Origin of the sequence: Paraburkholderia sp. ZP32-5, from assembly GCF_021390495.1 — a bacterium.
Classification (GTDB): Bacteria; Pseudomonadota; Gammaproteobacteria; order Burkholderiales; family Burkholderiaceae; genus Paraburkholderia.
The window spans coordinates 977,062-996,171 of sequence record NZ_JAJEJP010000001.1; the positions used below are offsets into that span (position 1 = coordinate 977,062).

16 protein-coding genes are annotated in these 19,110 nt (G+C 65.0%); 9 read left to right on the top strand and 7 right to left on the bottom strand.

What is annotated here, in order from left to right:
* Nucleotides 1-161 precede the first annotated feature (161 nt).
* From minC to L0U82_RS04170, 4 genes are all read left to right on the top strand, one after another.
* Nucleotides 162-1,016 carry a septum site-determining protein MinC gene (gene minC, locus L0U82_RS04155; RefSeq protein ID WP_233828687.1) on the top strand — a complete coding sequence of 285 codons (855 nt, stop codon included), beginning with the start codon at nucleotides 162-164 and terminating at the stop codon, nucleotides 1,014-1,016.
* Nucleotides 1,017-1,121: 105 nt separating this feature from the next.
* Nucleotides 1,122-1,937, top strand: coding sequence for a septum site-determining protein MinD (minD, locus tag L0U82_RS04160; protein WP_233828688.1), 816 nt, complete (start codon nucleotides 1,122-1,124; stop codon nucleotides 1,935-1,937).
* A 14-nt stretch (nucleotides 1,938-1,951) separates the two neighbouring features.
* On the top strand, nucleotides 1,952-2,206 hold the full coding sequence (gene minE / locus L0U82_RS04165; RefSeq protein ID WP_233828689.1) for a cell division topological specificity factor MinE: 255 nt from the start codon (nucleotides 1,952-1,954) through the stop codon (nucleotides 2,204-2,206).
* A gap of 293 nt (nucleotides 2,207-2,499) precedes the next feature.
* Nucleotides 2,500-2,811, top strand: a complete 312-nt coding sequence (locus L0U82_RS04170; RefSeq protein ID WP_233828690.1) for a YXWGXW repeat-containing protein — start codon at nucleotides 2,500-2,502, stop codon at nucleotides 2,809-2,811.
* 278 nt (nucleotides 2,812-3,089) lie between these two features.
* Here the strand turns inward: L0U82_RS04170 and L0U82_RS04175 are convergent, their stop codons facing one another.
* Nucleotides 3,090-4,559: a chloride channel protein gene (locus L0U82_RS04175; RefSeq protein WP_442793595.1), complete on the bottom strand. Its 1,470-nt coding sequence runs from the start codon at nucleotides 4,557-4,559 to the stop codon at nucleotides 3,090-3,092.
* Between the two features lie 301 nt (nucleotides 4,560-4,860).
* Here L0U82_RS04175 and waaC point away from each other — a divergent pair, with 301 nt between their 5' ends.
* Nucleotides 4,861-5,862 carry a lipopolysaccharide heptosyltransferase I gene (gene waaC / locus L0U82_RS04180; RefSeq protein ID WP_233828694.1) on the top strand — a complete coding sequence of 334 codons (1,002 nt, stop codon included), beginning with the start codon at nucleotides 4,861-4,863 and terminating at the stop codon, nucleotides 5,860-5,862.
* Between the two features lie 532 nt (nucleotides 5,863-6,394).
* Nucleotides 6,395-6,541 (top strand): hypothetical protein, encoded by a 147-nt coding sequence (locus L0U82_RS04185; protein ID WP_233828695.1) that lies wholly within the window; start codon nucleotides 6,395-6,397, stop codon nucleotides 6,539-6,541.
* A 39-nt stretch (nucleotides 6,542-6,580) separates the two neighbouring features.
* Here the strand turns inward: L0U82_RS04185 and L0U82_RS04190 are convergent, their stop codons facing one another.
* The 3 genes from L0U82_RS04190 to L0U82_RS04200 form a co-directional block, all read right to left on the bottom strand.
* On the bottom strand, nucleotides 6,581-6,760 hold the full coding sequence (locus L0U82_RS04190; RefSeq protein WP_233828696.1) for a hypothetical protein: 180 nt from the start codon (nucleotides 6,758-6,760) through the stop codon (nucleotides 6,581-6,583).
* Between the two features lie 146 nt (nucleotides 6,761-6,906).
* The gene (locus L0U82_RS04195) at nucleotides 6,907-8,214 is read right to left on the bottom strand and encodes an MFS transporter (RefSeq protein WP_233828697.1); all 1,308 of its coding nucleotides are present in this window, start codon (nucleotides 8,212-8,214) and stop codon (nucleotides 6,907-6,909) included.
* 360 nt (nucleotides 8,215-8,574) lie between these two features.
* Nucleotides 8,575-9,030 carry a TonB C-terminal domain-containing protein gene (locus L0U82_RS04200; protein WP_442793629.1) on the bottom strand — a complete coding sequence of 152 codons (456 nt, stop codon included), beginning with the start codon at nucleotides 9,028-9,030 and terminating at the stop codon, nucleotides 8,575-8,577.
* A gap of 200 nt (nucleotides 9,031-9,230) precedes the next feature.
* On the opposite strand from L0U82_RS04200, the gene L0U82_RS04205 reads away from it, so the two are divergent.
* Complete coding sequence (locus tag L0U82_RS04205) at nucleotides 9,231-9,527, top strand: hypothetical protein (protein ID WP_233828699.1); 297 nt, start codon at nucleotides 9,231-9,233, stop codon at nucleotides 9,525-9,527.
* A 43-nt stretch (nucleotides 9,528-9,570) separates the two neighbouring features.
* Here L0U82_RS04205 and argH read toward each other — a convergent pair whose 3' ends face one another.
* From argH to ppc, 3 genes are all read right to left on the bottom strand, one after another.
* A complete protein-coding gene (gene argH, locus L0U82_RS04210; protein ID WP_233828700.1) occupies nucleotides 9,571-10,977 on the bottom strand; it encodes an argininosuccinate lyase in 1,407 nt (468 codons plus the stop codon).
* A 155-nt stretch (nucleotides 10,978-11,132) separates the two neighbouring features.
* Nucleotides 11,133-11,945: a helix-turn-helix transcriptional regulator gene (locus L0U82_RS04215; protein ID WP_233828702.1), complete on the bottom strand. Its 813-nt coding sequence runs from the start codon at nucleotides 11,943-11,945 to the stop codon at nucleotides 11,133-11,135.
* A gap of 297 nt (nucleotides 11,946-12,242) precedes the next feature.
* Nucleotides 12,243-15,509, bottom strand: a complete 3,267-nt coding sequence (gene ppc, locus L0U82_RS04220; protein ID WP_233828704.1) for a phosphoenolpyruvate carboxylase — start codon at nucleotides 15,507-15,509, stop codon at nucleotides 12,243-12,245.
* Nucleotides 15,510-16,077: 568 nt separating this feature from the next.
* Here ppc and hemC point away from each other — a divergent pair.
* Nucleotides 16,078-17,073 carry a hydroxymethylbilane synthase gene (gene hemC, locus L0U82_RS04225; protein WP_233828706.1) on the top strand — a complete coding sequence of 332 codons (996 nt, stop codon included), beginning with the start codon at nucleotides 16,078-16,080 and terminating at the stop codon, nucleotides 17,071-17,073.
* Nucleotides 17,073-19,109 carry a fused uroporphyrinogen-III synthase HemD/membrane protein HemX gene (gene hemDX, locus L0U82_RS04230; protein WP_233828707.1) on the top strand — a complete coding sequence of 679 codons (2,037 nt, stop codon included), beginning with the start codon at nucleotides 17,073-17,075 and terminating at the stop codon, nucleotides 19,107-19,109. The genes hemC and hemDX overlap by 1 nt, the downstream gene beginning before the upstream one ends.
* Nucleotide 19,110: the final 1 nt, after the last annotated feature.

Sequence of the window (19,110 nt, forward strand, 5' to 3'; positions counted from 1 at the left end):
CGGAATTCTTTTCGTCGCTATTTTTCTGCGCTATATCGAGCGTACGACGGCGCGGCGCGCTTTCGCGGCGCGACACGCGCGCGTTAGCAGATTCTCGCGGCAAAAAAACTGGCCCTGCGCGTGTACGCCTGTAAAATACGCAAAATTTTTTGCCGAACGCTATGTCGCCCAAGAAATCGCCCTTTTTCGAACTTCGCAGCGGCTCTGTCGACACGCTCATGTTCGTGGTCAAGACGACCGACCTCGACGCGATGCGTGCCGAACTGACGCGGCGCTTCGAGGCGACTCCCGAATTCTTCGCTAACGATGTCGTCGCGATCGACGTGCGGCGTCTGGCCGGCGACGAACGCGTACCGCTCGCCGACATCGCGCAACTGCTCGACAGCGTGCGCATGCGTCCGATCGGCGTGGTCGCGAATGCGGAGCAATCATGGGCGGCCGAGGCGGCCTTGCCGCTGCTCGAAGCGCGCGATCGCCGCGGCGCGGCGGCAAAACAGGCGGACGAGGACAGCGCGGCAGCGGCACCCGCCGCCGGCACCGCGGCGGAGCCGGCAGCGAATGAAGCGGCGGATGCTCCCGCGAATGCAGCAAGCGCGGCAGGTGCAGCGGCAGACACCTCCGGCGCTGCCGCGACGGTCGACCCCGCGCCCGCCGCCGAGCCGGTGCGGCTCGCCACCTCGCCGCAAACGATGGTGGTCGACAAGCCGCTGCGCTCCGGTCAGCGCATCTACGCAAAGGGCGATCTCGTCGTGCTCGGTCTCGTCAGCTATGGCGCCGAGGTGATCGCCGAAGGCAACATCCATATTTACGCACCGCTGCGCGGCCGCGCACTGGCCGGCGTGCAGGGCAATCACGACGCGCGCATTTTCTGCACGTGTCTCGAACCGGAACTGATCTCGATCGCGGGCATCTATCGAACGACCGAGAACCCGCTGCCGGCCGATGTGCTCGGCAAGCCGGTACAGATCTGGCTCGAAGAAGAAAAACTGATGATCGAACCGCTGCGGCTCACGTAAGGCGACGCGAAGCGCGCGCTGCCTCACGCGATATGGCACGCGGCGTTTCACGGCAAAGCTGGCCGTGCATCAATTGACGCATTTGACGAACACAAGGTAAGGGTAATGGCAAAAATCATTGTGGTGACTTCGGGCAAGGGTGGCGTGGGCAAGACGACCACGAGCGCGAGTTTTGCGTCGGCGCTCGCGCTGCGCGGACACAAGACCGCCGTGATCGACTTCGACGTCGGCCTGCGTAACCTCGACCTCATCATGGGCTGCGAGCGCCGCGTCGTGTACGACCTGATCAACGTGATCCAGGGCGAAGCGAATCTGAACCAGGCGCTGATCAAAGACAAGAAGTGCGAGAACCTGTTCATCCTGCCGGCCTCGCAGACGCGCGATAAAGACGCGCTGACGATGGAAGGCGTCGAGAAGGTCATCAACGATCTGATCGGGATGGACTTCGAGTACATCGTTTGCGATTCGCCGGCCGGTATCGAATCGGGCGCGCTGCTGGCGATGCACTTTGCCGACGAAGCGCTGATCGTGACGAATCCGGAAGTGTCGTCGGTACGCGACTCGGACCGTATTCTCGGCATCCTGTCGTCGAAGACCAAGCGCGCGATCGAAGGCAAGGAGCCGATCAAGGAACATCTGCTGATCACGCGCTACAACCCGAAGCGCGTCAGCGAAGGCGAAATGCTGTCGCTGACCGACATCCAGGAAATTCTGCGCATCGATCTGATCGGCGTGATTCCGGAATCGGAGGCCGTGCTGCACGCATCGAACCAGGGTTTGCCGGCCGTGCATCTGGACGGCACCGACGTGGCCGAAGCCTATAAAGACGTCGTATCGCGTTTCCTCGGCGAACAGAAGTCGCTTCGCTTTACCGATTACCAGAAGCCCGGGCTGCTGCAGCGCCTCTTCGGCACCAAGTAAGGGGGGCGCACGTCATGTCGATTCTTTCGTTTTTGCTGGGCGAGAAAAAGAAGTCCGCGTCGGTAGCGAAGGAACGCCTGCAGTTGATCATCGCGCACGAGCGCGCCGGCGGTCATGCGCCGGCCGATTATCTGCCCGCGTTGCAACGCGAACTGGTGGCCGTCATCTCGAAGTACGTGAAGATCTCCGATGAGGATATCCGCGTGAGCCTCGAGCGCCAGGACGATCTCGAAGTGCTCGAAGTCAAGATCGAGATACCGCAGGTCTGATCGTTTGTTATTGGATGCGCGTGCGCGGTGCGTTTGCCGCGTGCGCGTTGTTGTTGTTCGTTCGCTGCTGTTCGTTCGTCGCTGTTCAGTCGTTACCGTTCCTTCGCGCTCGCGGCGCGACAAAGTTCTCCGCGCGCGGTCGTTTCCGCGCCGCCTCTGTCATCCCTGTCCCGGTCGAAATAATCCGTTGCACTTCAGCGTGTGCCGTTACACGCCTGTCGTCAGCCGCGCGTCGCCCTCGCGCATTAAACCGGTAACGCCGTATCCGGTGTTCAACCACAAAGAGGGAAATCATGAACAGAGCCTTTCGCCTGCTGCTTGCCAACACCGTTCTGATCGTCGCCGGTGCCGCCACGATGGCCTCGGCTTCGGCCGCGGAAGTCGTCGTGATCGCGCCATCCGCGCCGCCGGCCGCGCGCTTCGAAGCGGTGCCCGCGCCGCGTGCCGGTTATGTGTGGGATCACGGTCACTGGCGCTGGGAGCATGGCCGCTATGTGTGGGTCGAGGGCCACTGGCAGGCCGAACGGGTCGGCTATCACTGGGTCCCGGGCCACTGGGATCAACGTGGTCCGCACTATCGCTGGGTGCCGGGACATTGGGCGTGAATGCCGCGTCGATGAATGGGTCGACGAGCGTATCGATGGGCGCGGCGGTGAACGCGTAAGCGGCGCCGCTGCACGAGGCTACGCGCGGCGCGCGATACCGTTCGCGCCGCGTCTTCCGGTTTGATTGCACATGCGCCGACGACAGCGTCGCCTGTGAGTCTGGAGAAATATCCGATGAAAAAGAATCTGCTCGTGCTCGCCGCGTTGGCGGTGATGCTCGCCGGCTGCGTTGTGGTACCCGCGCGGCCGATGTATGTGCACGCGCCGCGCGTGGTCGTCTACTGAGGTGGTGCTTTGTCGGTGGTTTCCGCTGCGTCGGTCGGGGTGTTCGCGGTGGCGTCCGTTGTCGCGGTTGCTGTCGTGGTGTCTGTTGCGGTATCTGCGGAGTCAGCGTCATCCACAACGGCCGACGCGCGATCGGCGCCTTCGATCGTTTCAGATGCCTCGACCTCGGGCACTTCTGGCACCGGCGCGGGTGCCGGCTGCGGCAACGGCGCCATATAACGCCGCGCGAGCGATTCGTACAGCGGCGGCGCGAACAGGCGCGACACGCGGCTCGAAATCAACGCGGTGGCCATCAGCGAGATCACCAGCGCATGGCCGTCGATCATTTCCATCACGATCACGAACGACGTGATCGGCGACTGCGTGACCGCCGCGAGATAGCCGACCATCGCAAGCGCGATCAGCATCGGCAATTGCATCGAGCTGAACACCATGTGCAGCAGATTGCCGAAGCCCGCGCCGATCGACAGCGACGGCGCGAAGATGCCACCCGGAATGCCGGGCAGGTACGAACCGATCATCGCAATCATCTTCAGGAACGGATAGAACGCCGACTGCTCGTGTCCGTACAGCAGACCGCGTGCTTCCGCGTAGCCGCTGCCATACGTCGTGCCCCCGGAGATCAATCCGACTACCGCGATGATGAGACCGCACAGCGCGGCGAACGCAACCGGCCGTTCGCCATGCAACTGACGCAGCGGCGCGGGAATCCAGCGCGCGGTATTGAGCAGCAGCCAGCCGAACACGCCGCCCGCGATGCCGGTGACGATCCCGGTGAGCAGCACCGCGAGCGAGAACAGATGAGGGAAATCGACACCGATCTGCATCGTGCCGAAATAGGTGTAGTTGCCATTCAAGCCGAGCGCGACCACCCCCGCGACGATGATCGCCGTAATCAGCACGCCGCTCGCGCGCGCTTCGAAGCTGCGCGTCAACTCCTCGATCGCGAACACGATGCCGGCGAGCGGCGTATTGAATGCGGCCGACAGCCCCGCGGCCGCGCCGGCCAGCGCCAATTGCCGCTCGATCAGCGCATTCGAGCGCGGATAGAAGCGGCGCAGATTGAACATCAGTGCGGCGCCCACTTGCACCGTCGGTCCTTCGCGGCCGATCGTAAAGCCGCCGAGAATGCCGAGAAACGACACGCCGATCTTGCCGAGCAGAATTCGCAGCGATAACAGCCGTGCGCCGTATTCGCCGGGCTTCGTATGCAGTACCGCGATGACCTGCGGAATGCCGCTGCCTTCGGCGCCGCGAAAGAACTTGCGCGTGAGCCAGACCGCGAGCGCCGCGACCGCGGGCGTGATCACGAGCGGTGCCCATGCGTGCTGTTGCTGCACGCCGCGGAATTGCTCGTAGCCCCAATCGATCAGGCGCGCGTACAGCACCGCGACGAGGCCGACCGCGATCGCGCCGAGCCAGAACACACCGTATTGCCGCCACAGGCGTTTCGCGCGTCGCATGACGGTGGCTGGAGCGGGGACGAAAATTGCAGGCATGCGGCGAGTGGAGTAGGAAAGCGGCTTCGCGCGGAGCCACAAGTATAAGGCGGACGATACCGATGCAAAGCGCACGAAATCGCTTTGCAAGAGCGAATCAGGCGAAGTGTCAGGTGGCTCTCGCGTGCTTGGGGCGCAAGGCCGCATGCCCTGCGCGCTGTAACGCTCCGTATTCAAAGCCGGGCCTGCGCGCCGACTCTTTTACCGATCCTTGCGGGATCGTCAGCTAAAATAATTGCAATTTCGAACCAAGAACTGACCCTCAATGAAGCGAATTCTCATCGTCAAGGTCACTTCACTCGGCGACATCGTGCAGGCACTGCCGGTCGTCGCCGATATCAAACGTGCGTTCCCCGGTGTACAGGTCGATTGGGCAGCAGACGAAGCGTTCGCGGAGCTCGTGCACTGGAGCAAAGGCGTCGACCGCGTGCTGTGCGCACCGTTGCGCCGCTTCAAGAAAGCGCGTCGCTGGAGCGACCTGAAGGCGATCTGGGCGTCGATCGCCGATCTGCGCGCGCATCGCTACGACTACATCATCGACATCCACGGCGTCTACAAGAGCGCGATCATCGCGTTTCTCGCGCGCTCGTCACGGCGCATCGGCTATCAGTCGCAGGACCTCGGCGAGCGCGGCGCGGCGTTCGCCTATACCGGACGCTTCGGTCCGCGTCCGCAGGGCAATGCGTGGCACGGCATGCGCATCAGCGCGTCCGAGGCGCTCGGCTATCAGGTGGAAGGCCCGGCCATCTATAACCTGCGTTTGCCCGAGCCGGTCACGCAGCCGTTCGCGGAGCAGAGCGCACCCGTCGCGGCGTTCTTTCACGCCACCTCCAAAGACGACAAGAAATGGCCGCTCACGCATTGGGTCGCGGTCGGTCACGCGCTCAGCGAGCGTGGTTTTCGCGTGGTGCTGCCGTGGGGTTCGGCGGGCGAGCGCGCCGAGGCCGAGCAGATCGCTGCGCAGGTGCCGGGCGCGACCGTGCTGCCGTCGATGAGCGTGACCGAAGTCGCGCAGATGATCGATGCATGCGCGCTCGTCGTCGGTACCGATACGGGCTTCGTGCACCTCGCACACGCGCTGCAGAAGCGCACCGTAATGATCTTCGTTGCGACCTCGCCGTCGCATTGCGGCGTCGAGGCGCCATTCCGCTCGACTTCGATCGGCGACGGCCGCTCGGTGCCGCCGATCAGCGCGGCGCTCGAGGCGATCGACTACGTGCATACCGGCTCGGAAGCGTTCGCGGCGCAGCAAGGGTCCGCTGCCTGAGCATCATCGGTTCTTTTCTCGCGCTATCGCGCAATCGTTTGGTGTCAAGAAAGGAGGCGCGACGCGCAGTTCGTCCGTTAGAACGGACTGCGTCGTCACGCCTTCAAAAACGCCCGCGTCGGGGAACAGCGGGCGGAGAGGAATCGATTACACGGCTGTTAAATCTGTCGCTTTTCGTTGGACGCCGACATGCGTGATGTGCGTTTCGTGCTCATCGCGCGCCCACGCCGCGCGGCGGGTCGAGGCTCAATGGCCGTGTCTGGGAAGTGCTGCATCGCACGATGCCGGCGCAGCCAGCAATGCATCCGCGGCGGCAGCATGTTCAACGCAGTATAGGCGGTGTTTCCGGCGATGTTGACATCACGCTGAAAGAGCAGCGCGCGAGTGTGATGCCCATTGATCGGATGCGTCGATCCTGTAACACACCGGTGATCTTCCCTTACAAATGGCAACGTTCGCGAGGGGCCGGATCGTGTTCAATCGGGTCATTCGGGGTTTCGGCTCGAATCAATCTGACTCGATGGAGAACAACATGAAACGCTTGATTCTGACTCTCGTCGCCGGCACGGTGCTCGCATCGGCACTCGGCGGCTGCGTGATTGCGCCGGCACCGGGCTACTACTATGGCGGCGGTGGTTATTACCATCACGGCTACGGCGGCGGCTACTACTATCGCTGAGCCTGACGGCGGGCGTTCACCGCGGCGCGGCGCTACGCTTTAGGCCATCAGCATTTCGAACGCGACGACCGCGGCGATGGCCGCGGCGTTCGCGGCGAGTGCCTCCACGACGATGCCTTTCCATGACGCGGGACGGAAGCGCAGAGCGAGCAGCAACGAGCCGAGCAAGGCGAGCGCGATGATCATCACGATATCGGCGTTGTGAAGATGGACGTCCATGCGAGTCTCCCTGTTTTTGGTAGGGTTATAGCAGGGAGTATAGGCAAGCCGAAAAGGCGCGCAAGGCGGGGGACTTACTCAGGCATGGCATCGGGCATGGGCGCAAGCGTCGCGGCGAAACCTCGATTCCGCCACGACGCGCCGCATCATTTCATCAGGCTTTCATCGCGCGTTTCGCGCATGCACAACACTCCGATCAGGCTCACCGCGGCCGCCACCGACACGTACGCGCCGACCCACGGCAACCCGCCGTGCGCGGCGAGCACCTGGGCGATATACGGCGCGACCGACGCGCCCAGAATCCCGCCGAGGTTGTACGCGACACCCGCGCCGGTATAGCGCACATTAGTCGGAAACAGTTCCGGCAGCAGCGCGCCCATCGGCGCGAACGTCACGCCCATCAGGAACAGCTGGATCACGAGGAACAGCAGCACGAGCAGCGGCTCGCCGCTACCGAGCAGCGGCGCCATCGTGAAGCCCGACAGGATCGCCGCGATGATGCCGACGATCAGCACCGGCTTGCGGCCGAAGCGGTCGCTCGCACGGGCCGACAGCGGCGTCGCGAGCGCCATGAACACGACCGCGATGCACAGCAGGCCGAGGAACGTCTGCCGCGGAATGTGCAGCGAACCGACACCGTACGACAGCGAGAACGTCGTCGCGTTGTAGAACAGCGTGTAGCAGACCACCATCGCGAGCGCGCCGAGCACGGTGGGCACCCAGTGTTGCGAGAACAGCGTCGCGATCGGCACGCGCACGCGTTCCTGACGCTCCATCGCGGCCGTGAACGCTGGGGTCTCGGCGATTTTCAGACGCACGTACAAGCCCAGCGCGACCAGCACCGAGCTGACGATGAACGGCACGCGCCAGCCCCAGCTACGGAATTGCTCGTCGGACAGCGACAGCGCGAGCGCGAAGAACAGTCCATTGGAGGCGAGAAAGCCGATCGACGGCCCGAGTTGCGGGAACATGCCGAACCAGCCGCGCTTGCCGGCCGGCGCGTTTTCGGTGGCGAGCAGCGCGGCGCCGCCCCATTCGCCGCCGAGGCCGATGCCCTGGCCAAAGCGCAGCACGCACAGCAGGATCGGCGCGAGGCTGCCGATCGAGTCGTAGCCCGGCACGAAGCCGATCAGCGTGGTCGACAGGCCCATCACGAGCAAGGACGCGACGAGCGTCGATTTGCGGCCGATGCGGTCGCCGAAGTGGCCGAACAGGAACGAGCCGATCGGCCGCGCGACGAACGCGATACCGAATGTGACGAAGGCCGATAGCGCCTGCGCGGTGGCCGAGCCATGCGGAAAGAACACCGGCCCGATCACGAGCGCGGCGGCGGTCGCATAGACGTAGAAATCGTAGAACTCGATCGCGGTGCCGATGAAGCTCGCGAAGATGATCCGCGCGCTACTGTTCTGCCCGCTGGCAGGCTGAGCCGCGGAAATCGGCGAAGTGGACATGCAGAGTCTCCCTGTGTCGTGACGCCGCTCGCCGCCGTGCGCTTTCGAAGGCAGGCGGCGCGTGTTCGTGCGGCGTCCTTGTTGAAATAGTCGAAGCTTGCGCGCCGGGCCGGTGGGTGTGCGGGCGGCGCGAGCCATACCGGATGATTGCCGGCGCAACGGATCGGAAAATTATAGCGAGCGCGGCTGGCGCGCAGCAATGGCGGCGCAAGCGCATGCGGGCAATCACTGTCGGGAGTTGCACGTGATGCGCGCCGTGCGGTGATTCGTGACGTCTGGCGTGGCTCGGTTCGATGCGATTGATTCAACGCGAGCAGGCCGTTCCTCACTGCCAGCATTGGTTGAAGCTTTGGCCGAATCTCAGTCGAACGTCTCCGCTTGCGGCGCTGCAAGCTCACGCAACTGGAATTTGCCGTTGTCGTTGAAGAGCCAGTCCTCGAACAGTTCGAGCTGGCCCCGGCCGTTCAGCAGCTTGCCGGGCGGCGTCGGCAGTGGCGCCGAGCGGCGCAGCGACGCGAGCGCGGTGCTTTCGGCTTCGTCGTCGCCGTTGGTGCGATAGACCGACGATTCGACGACGTGTCCGTAGCGATCGACGGTGAATGACACCACCACGAGCGAGCGCAGCATCGCCTGCGGCTTGCCTTGCAGCACATACGATGGATTGCGCTCGGTGATGCGCCGCGCGACCGCGTCGCGATACTGATCGAGCGTCGCGCTGTTGATCGCGGCCACCGGCGTGTTGACGGTCTCGCGCGGCGTCAGCGTCGTGATCGTGCAGCCGCAGACGGCGGCGAACGCCAGCGTCGCGAACAGCATGCGGGCAATGCGCGGCGAACTCGCGCGGCGAAGGGGAGCAGCGGGTGTGCGAGAGAGCATCGTCGGCGAACAACGCTGGAAGGGGGTGATTTGATGGTAGTCAAAATCCGCCAGGATTCAATCGGCATTCTCCCGTTGGCTTGGGTGCCGATGATTGCGTGTGGCTGGCTTGTGCATGCAATGCTTCACACGTTGCTGTAATGACCGGAAATATCCGCGAATTGGTCATCGGGCGAAACGCGCCTACACTTTCAGAGCCTCTCCGTGAGGCATCGGTGGAAGTCTTTTTCAGCCCGCTTCTAGCGGGCTTTCTTTTGCCTTCGATACACCGCTTCCGCGACCTGCCTGCGCTATTCCCGCACGGCGGCAGAGGCGAAAAAAAAGCGAACCCGTTATCAGGTTCGCTTTTTTTTGTTCGCCAGCAACGAGACCGCGAACACGTTGCGGGCGAGGCATGCAAGCTCATGCTCGCAATCTCGCCTGAACGTCGTCGCTAAATGTCGTCGTTAGCGTCGTCGCTAACGTCGTCGTTAACGTCGCTTACTTCAACGCCTCACGCGCCGCCTTCACCGCGGCCAGCACCTGCTCCGGCGCGGTGCCGCCCGGATGATTGCGGCTTGCCACCGATCCTTCGAGCGTCAGATACGAGAACACGTCGTCACCGATCAGATGCGCGACGTTCGGCAGTTCGCCGCGCATTTCGTCGAGCGTCAGGTCCGCGAGATCGCAGCCGCGATCGGCGCACACGCGCACCGCGAGCGCGACCGCTTCGTGTGCGTCACGGAACGGCAGACCGCGCTTCACAAGATAGTCGGCCAGATCGGTCGCGGTCGAGAAGCCTTGCAGCGCCGCGTCGCGCATCGCCTGCGGCTTGACCGTGATACCCGCGACCATTTCGGCGAAGATGCGCAGCGTGTCGGCGACCGTATCGACGGTGTCGAACAGCGGCTCCTTGTCTTCCTGATTGTCCTTGTTGTACGCGAGCGGCTGGCCTTTCATCAGCGTGAGCAGCGCCATCAGATGGCCGTTCACGCGGCCGGTCTTGCCGCGCGCGAGTTCGGGCACGTCCGGGTTCTTCTTCTGCGGCATGATCGACGAGCCGGTGCAGAAGCGGTCGGCCAGATCGATGAAGCCGACGCGCGGGCTCATCCACAGCACCAGTTCTTCGGAGAAGCGCGACACGTGGGTCATCACGAGCGCGGCGGCGGCCGTGAATTCGATCGCGAAGTCGCGATCGGAGACCGCATCCAGCGAGTTCGCGCAGATGCCGTCGAAGCCAAGCGTTTTCGCGACTGCGTGACGGTCGATCGGATAGCTGGTGCCGGCCAGTGCCGCCGCGCCGAGCGGCAGACGGTTCACGCGCTTGCGGCAGTCGATCATGCGCTCGGCGTCGCGCGAGAACATCTCGACGTACGCGAGCAGATGATGGCCGAACGTGACCGGCTGCGCGACCTGCAGGTGCGTGAAGCCCGGCATGATCGTCGCGGCGTTTTTCTCGGCGATATCGATCAGCGCGGTGCGCAACTCGGTCAGCAGGCCGCCGATGCGGTCGATCTCGCCGCGCAGCCACAGACGGATGTCGGTCGCGACCTGGTCATTGCGCGAGCGGCCGGTATGCAGGCGCTTGCCCGCATCGCCGATCAGCGCGGTCAGGCGCGCTTCGATATTCAGGTGCACGTCTTCAAGATCGAGCAGCCACTCGAATTCGCCGCGCTCGATTTCGCCCTTGATCTGCGCCATGCCGCGCTGGATCGCGGCGAGGTCGTCGGCGGAAATGATCTTCTGCGCAGCGAGCATCGAGGCGTGCGCGAGCGACCCTTCGATGTCGACGAACGCCAGACGCTTGTCGAAGAAAACCGACGACGTGTAGCGTTTGACGAGCTCCGACATCGGCTCCGAGAAGCGAGCCGACCAGGCTTCGCCTTTTTTGTGCAGTTGGGACGTCATGGTGTTGGGCGGTTAAAAGCGAGCGGTGAAGAGGCTGGCAACGCGGCTGCACATGCTGTTCAAAGGGCCGTGCAAAGCGCCGCCGCAGCGAGGAAAGAGAGCGATTTTAACACCGCGCGCGGGCGTTCCCGACGCCGCCGCTAGCGGTCCGGCGGTTATTCCCGTACCAGCACCACCAGTTTCAGATCCTCGCGATGCGCGGGCTTGAAGGTGATCTGGTCGTAGACGATGCGCCCATCGCGCGGATGGTTGAACTCGCGCCGGCCGCCCTCGCGGCCACCGACGTCCTGGGATGCCCAGAAGCGCGCGAACTCGTCGCTCGCGGCAGACAGCGAATCGATCAGCGCGCGCGTCGGCGCATCGTTCAGATGGCGGATCGAATCGGCGCGAAACTCGGCGGCGAGGCGCCGCGCGCGCGTTTCCCAATCGACGATCAACGCGCGTGCCGCCGGCTCGGTGAACGTATAGCGCAGCAGATTGCGGTCGTGCGCGCCGTCGAGCCAGCCGACGAACAGACCGGCCGCGCGCTCGTTCCACGCGAGCGCGTTCCACTGTCTGTCGAGCACGTAGGCGGGGCTGTTCACGAGCTGTACCGTCTCCAGCAGCGTGGCGGGCGCATCGGCGGCGGCGGGGTCCGGCTCGGCCGGATCGCGCTGCGCGGCCAGTTCGAACAGATACGCGCGCTCGGCGCGCGACAGCTGCAACGCGACCGCGATCCGCGCGAGCGCATCGGCGGATGCCGACACTGGCCGGCCCTGCTCGATCCACGTGTACCAGGTCGGGCTCACGCCGCACAGCTGCGCGACTTCCTCGCGCCGCAGACCGGGCGTGCGGCGGCGCGGTCCCGGTGGCAGACCGACCGCTTGCGGCGACAGCCGCTCGCGATGCGCGCGGATGAAATCGCCGAGCGCGCGGGCCGGCGTGGCATCGAGCGGCGGCGGATGAGCGGCGGAGGGCGGCGTGGTCATGCGATCAGGCGGCGCGTGGATCTGCGTGTATCGATTGGGGGGTAATAGAGATACCAGAATAATTGCTTGGGTTGTACTGGTACATGCGGGGTCTATTGTAGCGGCAGCGATCGCGCTACGTGTGCTCAGGCTCCCTGGGTCTCTCGCTAACCGGAGCCACCCTCGACGTATCACGATCATGGGCGCCGACAAGCTCAACGCATTGATGATCGACGCGCAGTAAAAAAAGCCGGGCGTGGCCTTTGTTGGCCACGCCCGGCTTTTGCATTGCAGCGCCGATTCGCGCGATTGCCGGCTTCAACCGGTATTCCGCAACCCCGCCGCAATCCCATTGATGCTCAAATGAATCCCGCGCCGCACGCGCGCGTTCGTATCGCCCGCGCGGTAGCGTTTGAGCAGTTCCACCTGCAGGTGATTGAGCGGATCGAGATACGGAAAGCGGTTCTTGATCGAGCGCGCGAGCAGCGGATTTTCCGCCAGCCGCTCGCCCTTGCCGGTGATCTCGGACAGCACTTTCGACGTGCGCTCCCATTCCGCGACGATGCGCTCGAACACATGCTTGCGCAGCTTCTTGTCGGTGACGAGCGCCGCGTAGCGCGACGCGACCGCGAGGTCGGTCTTCGCGAGCACCATGTCCATGTTCGACAGCAGGTTCGAAAAGAACGGCCAGCTCTTGTGCATCTTCTTCAGCAGCGCGAGACGCCGCGTGCGTTCGGCGTCGCTCGGCGCGCTGTCCAGATGCTCGGCGACCGCGCTGCCGAAGCCGTACCAGCCGGTCAGCAGCAAGCGGCATTGGCCCCACGAGAAGCCCCACGGAATCGCGCGCAGATCCTCGATCTTGCGTTGCTTTGGATCCTGCAGCTTGCGCGAAGCGGGGCGGCTGCCGATGTTCAGCTCGGCGATCTCCGCGATCGGCGTCGACTCGAAGAAATACTCCTTGAAGCCCGGCGTTTCATAGACGAGCGCGCGATACGACGCCATCGCCGCATCCGATAGCTGCTGCATCGTTTCCTCGAACGCCGGCAATTCGGCGGACGCATGGCCGTGCGGCAGCAGCGATGCTTCGAGTGTCGCGGCGACCACCGTTTCCAGATTGCGCCGGCCGATCTCCGGATTGGCGAACTTGCTCGCGATCACCTCGCCCTGCTCGGTCAAACGGATCTGGCCGTCGACGGTGCCAGGCGGCTGCGACAAAATCGCCTGATAGGTCGGGCCGCCGCCACGGCCGACGGTGCCGCCACGGCCATGAAACAGCCGCAGCGTCACGCCGCGCTCGTTGAAGAGCGCAACCAGCGCGAGTTCCGCGCGATACAGCTCCCAGTTCGACGTCAGGAAACCGCCGTCCTTGTTGCTGTCCGAATAGCCGAGCATCACTTCCTGCTCGTTGCCCTGATGCTCGATCAGCGCGTCGATGCCCGGCAGCGCGATCAGATCGCGCATGATGTGCGGCGCGTTGCGCAGATCGGGGATCGTCTCGAACAGCGGAATCACCATCAGGGCGGCGCGCGCGGGGTCGTCCGCGTCGCCGAGGCGTCCGTGCAACAGGCCGGTTTCCTTTTGCAGCAGCATCACTTCGACCAGATCGCTGACGGTCTCGGTGTGCGAAATGATGTAGTTGCGCACCGCGCGCGCGCCGAATTTTTCGCGCGTGACGCGGGCTTCTTCCAGCACGCCAAGCTCGCTTTTCACGAGATCCGAGTAGTCGGCGAACGGTATGCGCAGCGGACGCGGCTGCGCGAGTTCGGCGAGCAGCACGCTCAGCTTGTCCGCTTCCGACAGCGCCGCATAGTCGGCCTCGACACCCGCGCGCTTCAGCAGCTCGGCGATCACCGCCTCGTGGATGTCGGAGCTTTGCCGCAGGTCGATGCTTGCGAGATGGAAGCCGAACACTTCGGCCGCGCGCGCGAGCGGCGCGAGGCGCGGGGCGGCGAGCGGCGCGCCGTGATGCTCGGCGAGCGAATCCATCAGCACATGCAGGTCGCGTTCGAAGTCGGCGGAGTCGTCATAGGGAATCGCGCGAATCGGTGCCGCGCCGCGGCCCGCGCTGCGCAGCGGCACGCTGCCTTCGCCGAGGCGCACGCGCGCGCTGGCCGCGAGTCGCGTGTAGATGCCGATCAGCGCGCGACGATACGGCTCATCGGTGCGATGCGGCGACTGGTCGGGCGAAATCGCCGCGAGTTCCTTCAGCGCATCGCTCGCGCCGGCGAGCAGGTTCGACACCGACAGCTCGGCGCCGAGCTTATGCACCTGTTCCATGTAGTGCTCGAAGATCACCGCGGCCTGGCGCGTGATCGCGTTTTCGAGCGTTTCGGCGGTCACGTTCGGATTGCCGTCACGATCGCCGCCGATCCAGCTGCCCATCTGGAAAAACGGCGGCAGGCGCGCTTCGAGGCCGTGCTCCTTCAGCGCTTCCTCGATGTCGGCGTAGAGGGCCGGCAGCTCTTCGAGGAAGGTGCTGCGGTAGTACGACAGCGCGTTTTCGATCTCATCGGCGACGGTCAGCCGCGAGTCGCGCAGCATCCGCGTCTGCCATAGCGACGTGACGCGTGCGCGCAGCATCGCTTCGTTGTGCGCGCGCTCACGGTTCGTCAGCGGCTGGTCGCGCTCGGCCAGCAGGCGCGCGATGTCGTGCTGCGCGTCGAGAATGCTCTTGCGCTGCACTTCGGTCGGGTGCGCGGTCAGCACCGGCATGATCAGCGCGTCGTTGAAGAACTGCTGCAGCACCGGCGTCGCGGCCGCGCCCGCCGCCGCGAGCCGTTCGAGCGCAAAGGCGATCGTGCCCGGCTGCGACGCCGAGCCGGCGAGCGCGTGAATGCGGTGACGGCGGTTGCGATGGCGATCTTCGGCAATATTCGCGAGGTGCGAGAAGTAGCTGAACGCGCGCACCACGCTGACCGTCTGCTCGGGCGTGAGCGCGCGCAGTTTCTTGTCGAGCGTTTGCGCGGCGGCGCTGTCGTCCTCGCGACGGAAGCGCACCGCGTTCTGGCGGATCGTTTCGACGACTTCGAACACCGCGTCGCCTTCCTGCTCGCGCAGCACGTCGCCGAGCAGGCGGCCGAGATAGCGGATGTCCTGGAACAGCGGGTGATCCTTGTTCTCGCGCGTGCGGGATGGGGTCTTGACGGCGGGCACGGTGGCCGCGGCCTCGGCCTCGGGTGAGGTCTTCGGCGCGGCTTTCAGCTTCGACGGCTTCTTCGGCGTTTTCGCGGCGCGCGGTGTGGCGGCATCGTTGGCAGCGGCCTGCTTTTTCGCGGCGGCTTTAGCCGACTTGCGCGCATTAAGCACATTGGCCGCGTCGTTTGCGTCGGTCATAGGGACCGCGTCGGGCGTGACGGTAGCCTTGCCGGCTTTGACGGTTTTCAGCGCTTTTTCCGCCTTCACGGCCACGCTGGCTTGCGAAGCCTTCGAGGCTTTGGCGGCCTGCGCAGTGGGCGCGCGTTGGCCGCCGCGCGGGGTCGCGGCAGCGGCGATGGCGGAAGCGTCGGGCGCCGCGGCAGCGGCCGGGCGAGCGGTGGGCGAGGCAGTGTTGCGGCGGGCAGGGCGCGCCGATCCGGAAGACGTCACGATGGGTTTCCTCGGGGAAAGCCTGTTGATTGATGAGCAGGTACTGCGAAACCGCTACTGCGGAACTGCAACCAGCAACTGCAACGTGAACTGCGTGCAACGAAGACTGCGAAGCGAAACGACAAATCGAACCAGCGGAACTGCAACGCGTAAATACGTCGCGCAACCAGGTCGTGCGACGACAACACGGACTGCAAACATCGACTGCAACGGAATTGCGAGGGCAACGGCAAAAGGCGTTGCCGCGCGAACGCCACGCAAGGAACGACGCGAGCCGTAGACAAGCAGGGACCGACGCATGGAGAGAAGGGCAACGCAGCCCGAAGGGCCATGCCGAACAGCCGGCGCGCGCCGTCAACGCACGTTACGCCGCACTGCATCATCCCGCATGCCGCCGCGCGGTGCGCGAACGACCGTGCGTGGCAAACCGGATGGAGGCCTTCGCGCGTGACGCGAAGCCCGTCTCCTCTGTCGATACCGTGTCGGCACGGCGCCAGCGGTGCCTTTCGACACGGGGTCGCGTGCTAACATTGATTGTTATCCCATCCCGAGATCAAGCAGCAAGCTAATGACTACCGAGACGTTTTCCACGCCACCCCACACGCTTGTGATTGCGTCGCGAGAAAGCCGCCTTGCCATGTGGCAGGCAGAGCATGTGCGGTGTGCGCTGCACAAATTATATCCATCTTGTGACGTAAAAATCCTCGGAATGACAACACGTGGGGATCAGATTCTCGATCGCACGCTGTCGAAGGTTGGTGGTAAGGGGCTCTTCGTCAAGGAGCTCGAAGCCGCGCTCGCCGATGGCCGCGCGGACCTCGCGGTGCATTCGCTGAAAGACGTGCCGATGCAGTTGCCCGACGGTTTCGCGCTGTCGGCGATCATGGAGCGCGAGGACCCGCGCGACGCCTTCGTTTCCAATCAATACGATTCGCTTGCCACGTTGCCGGCGGGCGCGGTGGTCGGCACCTCGAGCCTGCGCCGCGAGGCAATGCTGCGCATGCGTTATCCGCACCTCGAAGTGCGGCCGTTGCGCGGCAATCTCGACACGCGGCTCGCCAAGCTCGATCGCGGCGATTACTCGGCCATCATTCTGGCCGCGGCCGGCTTGAAGCGTCTTGGTCTCGCCGATCGCATCCGCGCGCTGATCGATCCAGAAGACAGCTTGCCCACCGCCGGACAAGGCGCGCTGGGCATCGAGATTCGCGCCGATCGCGCGGAACTCGCTGCATGGCTCGCGCCGCTGCATCACCAGCATACGGCGTCGGCGGTCGAGGCTGAGCGGATGGTGTCGCGCGTGCTTGGCGGCAGTTGCGAGGTGCCGTTGGGCGCGTATGCGAGCTGGCACGACGGCGCGCTGCATCTGCGGGGTATCGTCGCGACGCCCGATGGTCAGCGTCTGCTGAGCGCGCAGGCCTCGGCGCCCGCGCCGAACGTCGACGGCGCGCTCGCGCTCGGGCAGGGCGTTGCCGATGAGCTGGTGCGGCAAGGCGCGCTCGAAATCATCCGCGCGCTCAGCACCGCGAGCGGTCCGGCCGCGGGCCAAGCGGCGACCGGCGAGTGATGAGCGCCACCACAGCGCGCGAGGCGCCATTCACGGTCGTGATCACGCGGCCGGCGGGCCAGTCGGCTGAGCTGGTCCAGCAGCTCGAAGCGGCCGGTCTCGCGACGCTCGACTTTCCTCTGATCGATATCGCCCCGGTGCTCGACGACGCGCCGTTGCGCAACGCGCTCGCATCGCTCGAACGCTACGCGCTCGTCGTGTTCGTGTCGCCGAACGCGGTCGATCAAGCCTTCGCGCACAGCGCGGCCATCTGGCCGCATGCGCTGCCGATCGGCGTAGTCGGGCCGGGCAGCGTGCGCGCGCTCGCGCGTCACGGTGTCCGAGCGCCGGAACATCGGGTGATCAGCCCAGCGGCCGGTGCCGAAGACGAAGCGGCCGGCTTCGACTCCGAAGGCCTCTTTGCCGCGCTCGACGCATCGCTCGGCGCGGCCAGCCTCGAAGGCAAGCGCGTGCTGATCGTGCGCGGCGACGGCGGCCGCGAATGGCTCGCCGATCGGCTACGCGAAGCCGGCGCCGAGGTCGAGGCGGTCGCCGCCTACCGGCGCATCGTGCCGGAGCCGTCGATCGGCGCGTGGGCGCGCGTGCACGACCTGCTCGCCGGCGCGCCGCACGCGTGGCTGGTCACCAGTTCCGAAGGTGTGCGCAACCTGCACGAACTCGCGCAGGAGCATCTGACCGCCGACGAAATCGCGCAACTCAAACGCGCGATTCTGATCGCGCCGCACCCCCGTATCGCGCAGACCGCGCGGGCATTGGGTTTTGATAGGATTACGGTGTCCGGCGCGGGCGATGAACGTATCGTTCGCGCGGTCGTTGCCGCCGTTCCGGCCGTCGTTCAACCGGTATCGTCCAATCCAGCTCATTCAGCGGCTTATTCACCGGCTCATTCATCGGTCCACTCATCGGCCCAACCACGCATGACTGAAACGAACGCCTCCACGAACGCCTCACCCCAGCCGACCGCGACCACTCCGTTGCCGCCGAATCAACCCTTCACGCCGTACGAAGCGCAGCAAACGCGCCGTAGCACGAGCGCGCCGCTGCTGTGGTTTGTCATCGTGATTCTCGCGTGCGCAGTCGGTGCCGGCGGCTTCGTGATGAACCGTAAGCTCGCGCGCACCGAGCAGGAACTCGCGCAACGCCAGCAGGCGAACGACACGCAGACCAACGAGCTGCGCATCAAGATCGACCAGGCGCTCGCCACCGTGCATCAGGCGGACTCGCAGGTCGCGCAGTTCGAAGGCAAGCTCGCCGATGCGCAGGCCGCGCAGCAGGTGCTGCAGCAGCAATACGCGGATCTCGCGCGCAATCGCGACGACTGGACGCTCGCCGAAGTCGGCCAGATGTTGTCGGCCGCGAGCCAGCAGCTGCAGCTCACCGGCAACACGCAGCTGGCCCTCTTCGCGCTGCAAAGCGCCGATACGCGCCTCGCCGCGTCCGACAGCCCGCAGGCAGTCGCGGTGCGCAAGGCGATCGCACAGGACATCGACAAGCTGAAGGCCGCGCCGTCCACCGATCTGACCGGCCTCGCGATCAAACTCGACAATGCGATCGACCACGTCGAAACGCTGCCGCTGTCCGGCGAAGCGCCGATCCCGCATGCGACGCCGCACGCGGCGACATGGTCCGACACCGCGAAGATCGCGGCGGCCACCGGCAAGCCGCGCTGGGAAGTGTGGATCGATCAGGTCACGCACGGCATCGGCGAGCAGTTGACGAGCCTCGTGCAGGTGCGCCGTATCGACAACGCAGACGCGATGCTCGTGTCGCCCGATCAGGGCTACTTCGTGCGCCAGAACCTGAAGCTGCGTCTGCTGTCGGCGCGTCTCGCGCTGCTGTCGCGCAACCAGACCACACTGAAGTCCGATCTGCAGGCCGCGCAGTCGTCGCTTGGGCGCTACTTCGACGCGTCGTCGAAAGACACGCAAACCGTCATCGATCTGGTCAAACAGGTGGATGCCGGTTCGGCCGCGGTCGAGCTGCCGAATCTCGACACGAGCCTGCAAGCCGTCAATCAATACCGGAATCGAGGTTAAT

Bases quoted from the DNA above. Each gene is read 5' to 3' on its own strand.
- hemC (WP_233828706.1), top strand. From the start codon at position 16,078: ATGACTACCGAGACGTTTTCCACGCCACCCCACACGCTTGTGATTGCG.
- waaC (WP_233828694.1), top strand. From the start codon at position 4,861: ATGAAGCGAATTCTCATCGTCAAGGTCACTTCACTCGGCGACATCGTG.
- L0U82_RS04205 (WP_233828699.1), top strand. From the start codon at position 9,231: ATGACCGGAAATATCCGCGAATTGGTCATCGGGCGAAACGCGCCTACA.
- L0U82_RS04185 (WP_233828695.1), top strand. From the start codon at position 6,395: ATGAAACGCTTGATTCTGACTCTCGTCGCCGGCACGGTGCTCGCATCG.
- argH (WP_233828700.1), bottom strand. From the start codon at position 10,977: ATGACGTCCCAACTGCACAAAAAAGGCGAAGCCTGGTCGGCTCGCTTC.
- L0U82_RS04195 (WP_233828697.1), bottom strand. From the start codon at position 8,214: ATGTCCACTTCGCCGATTTCCGCGGCTCAGCCTGCCAGCGGGCAGAAC.
- L0U82_RS04170 (WP_233828690.1), top strand. From the start codon at position 2,500: ATGAACAGAGCCTTTCGCCTGCTGCTTGCCAACACCGTTCTGATCGTC.
- minD (WP_233828688.1), top strand. From the start codon at position 1,122: ATGGCAAAAATCATTGTGGTGACTTCGGGCAAGGGTGGCGTGGGCAAG.
- minE (WP_233828689.1), top strand. From the start codon at position 1,952: ATGTCGATTCTTTCGTTTTTGCTGGGCGAGAAAAAGAAGTCCGCGTCG.
- L0U82_RS04175 (WP_442793595.1), bottom strand. From the start codon at position 4,559: ATGCGACGCGCGAAACGCCTGTGGCGGCAATACGGTGTGTTCTGGCTC.
- hemDX (WP_233828707.1), top strand. From the start codon at position 17,073: ATGAGCGCCACCACAGCGCGCGAGGCGCCATTCACGGTCGTGATCACG.
- L0U82_RS04190 (WP_233828696.1), bottom strand. From the start codon at position 6,760: ATGGACGTCCATCTTCACAACGCCGATATCGTGATGATCATCGCGCTC.
- minC (WP_233828687.1), top strand. From the start codon at position 162: ATGTCGCCCAAGAAATCGCCCTTTTTCGAACTTCGCAGCGGCTCTGTC.
- L0U82_RS04200 (WP_442793629.1), bottom strand. From the start codon at position 9,030: ATGCTGTTCGCGACGCTGGCGTTCGCCGCCGTCTGCGGCTGCACGATC.
- L0U82_RS04215 (WP_233828702.1), bottom strand. From the start codon at position 11,945: ATGACCACGCCGCCCTCCGCCGCTCATCCGCCGCCGCTCGATGCCACG.